At 35.8% G+C, this 4,415-nt stretch carries 2 protein-coding genes and 1 pseudogene; 1 reads left to right on the forward strand and 2 read right to left on the reverse strand.

What is annotated here, in order from left to right; all coding sequences use genetic code 11:
- Nucleotides 1-230 precede the first annotated feature (230 nt).
- Nucleotides 231-2,957, forward strand: a complete 2,727-nt coding sequence (locus ACJAT0_RS12760) for an AsmA-like C-terminal region-containing protein (RefSeq protein WP_415181961.1) — start codon at nucleotides 231-233, stop codon at nucleotides 2,955-2,957.
- Nucleotides 2,958-3,104: 147 nt separating this feature from the next.
- Here the strand turns inward: ACJAT0_RS12760 and ACJAT0_RS12765 are convergent, their stop codons facing one another.
- Nucleotides 3,105-3,932 carry a TIGR03915 family putative DNA repair protein gene (locus tag ACJAT0_RS12765; RefSeq protein ID WP_415181962.1) on the reverse strand — a complete coding sequence of 276 codons (828 nt, stop codon included), beginning with the start codon at nucleotides 3,930-3,932 and terminating at the stop codon, nucleotides 3,105-3,107.
- Between the two features lie 84 nt (nucleotides 3,933-4,016).
- A pseudogene (locus tag ACJAT0_RS12770) lies at nucleotides 4,017-4,415 on the reverse strand (DNA polymerase III subunit alpha); the annotation flags it as partial.

Below are 4,415 nucleotides of genomic sequence, written 5' to 3' on the forward strand. Positions count from 1 at the left end.
ACACCATTATTATATGCAGGTGTTTTTATATTCAAACGTTTATTTGGACTGGAAACAGGAGAGGAAATAAAAATTGATTGAATTGAAAACAATGGCTTTATTTTCAATTGAAGATATTTGTGAACGGTATGACATAGCTACGGAGTAAAAAAGGCAAGGAATAGTAGGTTCAAAATATCATCTTGTAGTTTACGGAAAGAAATTTAAAAGGAGTTTATTAAAAAAAGATCATGAAAAAATTATTTAAAATACTTGCAATTACAGCGATGGCAGCCGTTATTCTGATCGCTGCCGCACCATTTTTATTTAAGGATCAAATTACCGAAATCATCAAGAACAAGCTTAATGCTTCTCTCGATGCACAGATTGATTTTGTTGAGGTTGATTTGAGTCTTTTTAGTGCATTTCCAGAAGCGCGCCTTCACATAGAAGGTGTTTCTATAACAAATAAAGCTCCTTTTGCTGGGGACACCCTGTTTTATGGTAAAGAGGTCAAACTTGATCTTCCCATAGGGGATTTATTTAACGATGCCAGTGACCCAATTCATGTGAATGAATTGATTGTTAATGGAGCAGTTGCAAGGTTTACGGTGAATGAAAATGGTAATTCCAGCTGGGATATCGCTAAGGAAGACGCGACCGCGAAAGCGAGTCCAGATCCAGCCGCAGAAGAAAATACAGGATTCTCTTTTAATTTAAAACATTACGAGATGAATGATGCCGAGATCACTTATCAAGACATAGCTACTAAAAATAAGCTCGTTCTGTCAAATATGAATCATTCTGGAAATGGAGATTTTTCATCAGGGGAAATTGTGCTGGATACCTACACAGAAGCATTGGTTTTTTATGGAATAGATGGTATTAATTATTTATCAGGCCAAAAAGTGAAACTTGATGCTGGTATTTTAATGGATCTAGAGAATCAGGAATATACTTTTCAAGAAAACAAGGCTTTTATTAATGATCTAGAATTAAAGATGAACGGTTATGTGAAATTAGAGGAGGCATTTATCATGGTAGACCTCACTTTTGACACACCATCCTCAGACTTTAAAAATTTCTTTGCCCTGATTCCAGAAACCTATCGTAAAAACCTCGATGGTATAGCTACCACTGGAGATTTTACTGTAAATGGAACTATAAAGGGAGAAGTAGATGACAACCGAATTCCTAAAATGGATATCCAGATCAGCTCAAAAAAGGCTTCTTTTAAATATTCAGAATTACCTAAAATGGTAACCAACATTAATATTGATGCACAACTTAAAAATGATACAGGCGATATAGATGACACTTATTTTAACGTAGCGCAAACCTCCTTTAATATCGGTAGTGATAGAATAAGTGGTACTGCGATGATTAGAAACTTGATCACAAACATGGATGTTGACCTAACAGCTAAAGGAATTCTAAATTTTCAAAACCTAGCTCAAGCTTTTCCTTTGTCAGAAGGGATGAAACTAGATGGAAAATTAGCTCTTGATGTGGCTACTAAATTTGATATGGAAAGTATTGAGAAAGAACGTTACGAACGCATTAATACCAAAGGAACTGCAAGTCTGTCTCAATTTAAATACGAAGGGGATGCGTTAACTAAGCCATTAGTAATTAACAAGGCCAGTATAGACATGACTAATGCGAGAATCAAATTGGACGACTTTGATGCACAAACTGGAAATACCGACTTAAAAGCCAGCGGAACGATCAATAATCTAATAGGGTTTTTACTTCAAGATCAGGATTTAAAAGGAACTTTCAATGTAAGGTCCGTCACCCTTGATGTCGCAGATTTCATGACAGCTACTGAGGTAGTTGCCACTCAAAAAGCAAACAATACTACTCAAACGTCCACCTCTGCAACAACAGAAGAAGCTATAAAAATTCCAGCTTTCTTAGATGCCAATTTAGATTTTCAAGTAAATCGTGTGCTATATGATGGTCTAGAGTTAAAAAATGTAAGTGGTGTTGCCTTAATTAGAGAGGAGACTGTAACGTTGAATAATGTACAAACAGACATTTTTGACGGTACCATAGGAGTGAATGGGTCTGTTTCTACTAAAGCGGTTACCCCAGTTTTTAACATGGCGCTAGATATGAAGAATCTAGACATCGCAAAATCCTTTGAAGGCTTTGATATGTTCAAATCTTATGTTCCTATTTTGAAATCGCTTCAAGGTAAGATCAACACCGATCTCACGCTATCTGGATCGCTAGATAGTCAGTTGTCTCCTATTTTAAGCACATTAGTTGGAGATGCTATAACACAACTACTCACTAAAGAAATTGATGCAAAAAACAGCCCTTTACTAGCTGCGTTAGACCAAAAAGTAAGTTTTATCGATTTGAAGAAATTTGATGTCTCTGATATTACTACCACACTTAAGTTTAAAAATGGTGCCGTACAAGTAGCACCATTTGATTTTAATATCAAAGGAATAAATGCAACTGCTAGCGGTAACCACAGTCTGACTAACGAGATGGACTATACGCTAGCATTAGATGTTCCTGCAAAATTTCTAGGTAAGGAAGGAGCTAGCTTACTTTCTAAATTAACTACCGAAGATATAGACAAGATTAATGTTCCTATACCAGTAAAATTCTCTGGTTCATTTTTGAGTCCTAAAATTTCCTTGAATTTAGATCTAGCGGTTAAAAACCTTACCAATCAGATTGTTGAAATCCAAAAACAAAAATTAAAAGACAAAGGAGAAGAAGCTCTAGGAAATGCGGTAAATAACATTATCAGCGGTAGTAATCCTTTAGGTGGGATTAAAGATATTATTAGTGGAAATGGAAAGCCTAAAGACCTTGGAACCAAGCAACCGTCAGATTCGACTAAAAACCCACAAAACATACCAATTAAGACAGAAGACAAAGTCAAAGAAGTCGCTGGTAGTATTATCAACGATCTTTTTGGAAAGAAGAAAGCTGTTGATACTACTAAGGCGAAGTAGATTTTTTAAAATGTTCCCGCAATCATTCAAATAAAAAAGCATCTAGTTAAAAATAATTTTCTATTTACGGTAATGCGTTATTAGCGATAAATGATGTGCCGTTTTAATGAGTTTATTTTTCTACTTGCTCTTGTTATTTTTTTAGAATCAAACCTTGTCATTTAAGTATTTCCAATCCCTTTCAGATACATAGTGCAAGTGGAGCTTGAGGTTATTTCGAGACTTGATGTGCGTGCTTTTAAAATATTGATTCCAGAGATCTTTGTAGTTGGTTTGGCGGGAGTTTGTGCTGCGTAGCTTGGAAGTACGAAAGCTGCCTGACGCAACAACAGGACTGCTATTTTCTAAATATTCAGTAGTTAAAATGTCACGTTGCCCGCGCGCTTGGGTAAAATCAATCTGTATTTCTTGTACGGTTTTTAGATTATAGCTGATTCCAAAATTGCGTTTCAGGTCATAAATCACCCATTTCTCGTCAGCATAATGATTTTTAAAATGACGGGCAATGAGCGGTAACACATTAAAATCAGGTTCGATAAGAGCATAATATATTTCTTTATCTATCCATTGAAAATGAACAGATGTTTCCATGCGCTGTTTTTCACGACCTACCATTTTTGCCGCTTGTGTAATCTTCAGAACGGTAGAGTTAGCATAAGCATCAGGAGGTGCTTTTTGAGCAGTAAAAGTCATTTTTAAATAGTCATAAATGGTGTTTTCGATTCCGATGATTTCACTCAAGTAAGCACAATATACCCGATGAGAATCTTCATCATTGCACAGAGAGATAAAGCGTTTCCAGACACGTTGTGCCTTGTCAGGATCTGTAATTATAAGTTCTGTGCCTTCAAAAAGATCATTTTGTGTACGAGAATCTAAGGCAATGATGGGCAACTTGATTTTGCGATCGTAGATAGTAAAAATAGCGGTCATTAAGCCGTTTAAACTACCGTCGTATAAAAGTGTTGTGGTCATAAGAACAGATTTAATGAATCGCTAATGTTTTATCGTATGTGCTGCTGGAGTGGTGCATGATGTGATTTTTTATTTTGGTAAATTCTAACGATTATGCCCGTTGCTATTTCCCATCCGTTGATCTTTTAGGTCTGCTTGTTTATTAAGGCGTTGCATCGTTTGCGGATTATTTTCTGCATACCGTGGATCTTGAATGTAATCTGCTTTTTGCATGTCGTGGATCTCGATAGAATAGAAATCAAATTCTTCTACTACTTTACCGTAGATTTTATAAATACCGCTTCCCCGAAAGCTGATTTTTGCAGCTACTGGTGGAAACATTACGGTATCGAAAAAGTGACCCTTACAATCTAAAAAAGTACCGAATTGCATGCGTTTTCCTTTTGCTGTATGCGTAGTTTTTATAGTGACTACATAACCATATATCAAAATCATTTTTTTGTTATGTGCTTTTATGTCATTAAGGTTGTTATTATTTGTAGG

This window comes from Nonlabens sp., assembly GCF_047636915.1.
Lineage (GTDB): Bacteria > Bacteroidota > Bacteroidia > Flavobacteriales > Flavobacteriaceae > Nonlabens.